Origin of the sequence: Methanoculleus sp. UBA413 (assembly GCF_002502935.1) — an archaeon.
GTDB lineage: Archaea > Halobacteriota > Methanomicrobia > Methanomicrobiales > Methanoculleaceae > Methanoculleus > Methanoculleus bourgensis.
On the sequence record NZ_DAQR01000093.1, the window covers coordinates 38,291 to 41,572 of the forward strand.

A 3,282-nucleotide genomic window follows, 5' to 3' on the forward strand; every position below is an offset into this window, starting at 1 on the left:
TCGGCACCGTGCGCGCCGGAGACCTCTTCGTCAGGGATCTCGATCCGGTCGACCTGGCCGCCGGGGTAGCGCCGCTCCTCGCCGTCGTAGGTGCGGAAGAAGTGCGACCGTCCGAGACCCCGGTCGATGGAGGCCTTGTTGATGATCAGCGCATCTTCAATGTTGAACCCCTCGTAGGAGAGGATCGCAACGACAAAGTTCTGGCCCGCCGGACGCTCGTCGGACCCGATTACATCGGAGGTCTGGGTGTAGGTGAGCGGCTTCTGGACATAGTGGAGCATGTGCCCCCGCGTGTCGGGGCGGAGTTTCATGTTTGCCGCCCCGAACCCGAGCGCCTGCTTGACCATCCCTGCGCCCATGGTGACACGAGGACTGGCGTTGTGCTCAGGGAAAGGAACGTGCGCCGCACCGATACCCAGGATAAGCGAAGGATCGATCTCCAGGTGGGTGTGCTCGGGGGTGAGATCCGCTTCGTTGATGGCGATGAAGAGGTCGTCTTCCTCTTCGGCATCGATGAACTCGATCGCACCCTTCCGTACCAGGTCTTCGAAGGTCATCTCGTTGTTGCGGAGACGCTCGATGTCCTCTCCGGCCACCTCCGGTTTGCCGTCCCTGACCACGATCAGGGGCCGGCGCGCTCTCCCACGGTCGGTGTGGATGATGACGTCGTTGTTGAAATCCTTGTAGGAGACGTTGACCTCGGTGGAGAGTCCGCCATTCCGGCGCATCTCGCGCATCCGGGTGACCAGGTCCCGGGGGTCATCCACGAGCCCGATCAGGGCACCGTCAACGAAGACACGTGACTGCCGCCTCATGCCGTCTCCCTCCGGAGGGCGATGACGCCCATTTCGTACAGGGTGTTCTTCACTTCCTCTTCGTCGATAACGCCCTTGCTGATCTCGACCATCTGGGCGAAGTTCTTCACCAGCCCACAGTTCGGACCTTCGGGGGTCTCGCTCGGACAGATCCGGCCCCACTGGGTGGGGTGCAGATCACGGGCCTCGAAGTGAGGCTGCGACCGGGAGAGCGGGGAGATCACGCGACGGAGGTGTGAGAGTACCGCCATGTGGTCTACCCGGTCCAGGAGTTGCGAGACCCCGGTGCGCCCGCCAACCCAGTTGCCGGTGGCAAGCGGGTGCAGCAGCCGCTCGGTCAGGACGTCGGCGCGCACGGCGGTGCCGATCGAGAGTTCGCGGTGGCGCATGCTGGCCCGCTCGAGTTGGTACTTCACGTCCCGGGTCAGGCGGTTGAGCGAGATCCGGAAGAGGTCTTCCATCAGATCGCCGGCGAGTTTCAGCCGCTTGTTCGCGTAGTGGTCCTTGTCGTCGATCCGGCGCCTCTCAAGCACCAGATCGAAACAGGCCTCGGCCATGCGGCCAAGGAAGTGCGCCTTTGCGAGGCGGACGCCCTCGATTGCCGTCCGGTATTCGAGGTCCTCCTCCTTGAGGCCAACCGGCATCAGGTAATTCAAGTGCGGAAGGAGGTAGTTATCGAGGACGAACTCAGCCCTTTTACGCTGGTAGTCGCGGGTCTGGTTGGGGGCAAGTTTCTTCCCGACATACATGACGCCTTCATCGACTGTGTCGCACTCACTCTCCTCCAGGTTCTGCATCATGAAGGTGAGGATCTCCTCGTCGGTGGAGACCGCCTCCACGATGTCGTGGTCGCCCTGGAGCCCCAGCGCCCGCATCAGGTCGACGAAACGGAGGTGTCCGGCGACCGAGGGGAACGAGACTTCAAGCAGGTTCTTGCGGTTCCGCTCGACGATAACGAGCGCCCGGTAGCCCCGGTACTGCGAGAAGACCTTCGCCACGTAGATCCGCTCGTTGTAGCGCTCGGTGAACTCGGTCATGATCTTGTTGGAGGCAAGGTCTTCAAGCGTCATCAGCACCCGCTCCGTGCCGTTGACGATGAAGTAGCCACCGGGGTCAAGAGGGTCTTCACCGTGCCCGGTTCGCTCGGCGTCGCTCATGTTGTAGAGGTTGCAGGCGGCCGAACCCACCATCACCGGCAACTGCCCGATGACGGTGACGACCGGATCCTGCGCCTCTTCGCCCTGGACGAGCGTCATGTCGAGTTGAATAGGTGCTGCATACGTGAGGTTGCGGAGGCGCGCCTCGCTCGGGAAGAGCTCGGACTGCGACCCGTCCGCCTCACGGACGAGGGGCTTCTTCACCTCGATCTTGCCCAATTCAACCCATACGGCCTCTTTACCTTTTCCACGGCTCTCAATATCAGTCTCAATAATGCGCTGTTCGTCGACGACTTTCTGGAGGTTGTGCTCGAGGAAATAATTATAGGAATCTAACTGGTGGCGCGCTACATGCTGCCACGAAAAATATGCTCTCGACAAAACGCTTCTGTCTAACAGATGGATCAGCTCCCGGCCCTGAAATTATTTCTTTGGTCTCTTCATGATGAGGCGATACGCTTCGGCTCTACCCGCTGTGCGGCTGTCGCGAATAATCCGGATAACATCCCCGACATCGCCTCCGATAGCCCGTACTGCTGGATCGTCGTGATAAATTTTGGGCAATTGCTCCAAAGAGATATGGTACGTCGCAAGAAGCTCCGCGACCTCTTCTTCGCTCATAATCTGATGGTCCGGAACCATCTCGTGTTTTAGTACATCAAGTGAGGTGCCCATCGCTCACACCTCACCGATGAAAGAGTTGTGTATCAGATGCATCACCTTTTCAAAAACCATAGACATCGCCCATGGCAACGGGCCCAAGGGGATTTGAACCCCCGACCACCTGGTTAAAAGCCAGGCGCTCTACCTAACTGAGCTATAGGCCCCGCGCGTACTGCCATCTAGCATTATTACAATGCAAGAATAGTATAAATACCTTACTTCAGGGCGCATCATATAATTCGCACTCAAAGGATATAAACTTTTCAATTCCATGCGATCTGTGAGACGTATCGGAATATTTAATGCCCCGCGGGGGATCATTTCGTACGGGTATTCCCCCTCTACGGATGCAGCATGGTCCCCTTTAAAAATCGTGTCGATACGATCATATCCACCCTGTCGGGCGTAACCATGGGCATTTACCTGCTCATCGCCGTCTCGCTCTCCCTGCTTGCGATCATCTCCTTCTACGACGTCGCCCTGCAGATGGCGGCGCTCATCCATGCCGGAGACATGACACAGGGCGTGCTCCAGGTGCTGCACGCGCTCCTGCTCACCATCATCATTGTGGAGATCCTGGAGACGGTGACGGCATACTTCAGGACCAGCAGGGTGCAGGTGACGCCGATCCTGATCGCGGGCATCAC

3 protein-coding genes, 1 tRNA gene and 1 pseudogene are annotated in these 3,282 nt (G+C 59.0%); 1 reads left to right on the forward strand and 4 read right to left on the reverse strand.

Going from position 1 to position 3,282, the window contains the following annotated elements:
• From BP858_RS07665 to BP858_RS07680, 4 genes and pseudogenes are all read right to left on the reverse strand, one after another.
• Window positions 1–815: pseudogene (locus BP858_RS07665) on the reverse strand (DNA-directed RNA polymerase subunit B); the annotation flags it as partial.
• The gene (locus tag BP858_RS07670) at window positions 812–2,353 is read right to left on the reverse strand and encodes a DNA-directed RNA polymerase subunit B'' (RefSeq protein WP_062261210.1); all 1,542 of its coding nucleotides are present in this window, start codon (window positions 2,351–2,353) and stop codon (window positions 812–814) included. The gene BP858_RS07670 and the pseudogene BP858_RS07665, both read right to left, overlap by 4 nt.
• 42 nt (window positions 2,354–2,395) lie before the next feature.
• Complete coding sequence (locus tag BP858_RS07675) at window positions 2,396–2,647, reverse strand: DNA-directed RNA polymerase subunit H (protein ID WP_062261205.1); 252 nt, start codon at window positions 2,645–2,647, stop codon at window positions 2,396–2,398.
• A gap of 78 nt (window positions 2,648–2,725) precedes the next feature.
• A tRNA-Lys gene (locus BP858_RS07680) sits at window positions 2,726–2,799 on the reverse strand.
• Window positions 2,800–3,046: 247 nt separating this feature from the next.
• Here BP858_RS07680 and BP858_RS07685 point away from each other — a divergent pair.
• On the forward strand, window positions 3,047–3,282 hold a 236-nt coding region (locus tag BP858_RS07685; RefSeq protein ID WP_286879214.1), incomplete at its 3' end, for a phosphate-starvation-inducible PsiE family protein.

Coding starts and splice junctions, on each gene's coding strand:
- BP858_RS07675 (WP_062261205.1), bottom strand. CDS start 2,647: ATGGGCACCTCACTTGATGTACTAAAACACGAGATGGTTCCGGACCAT.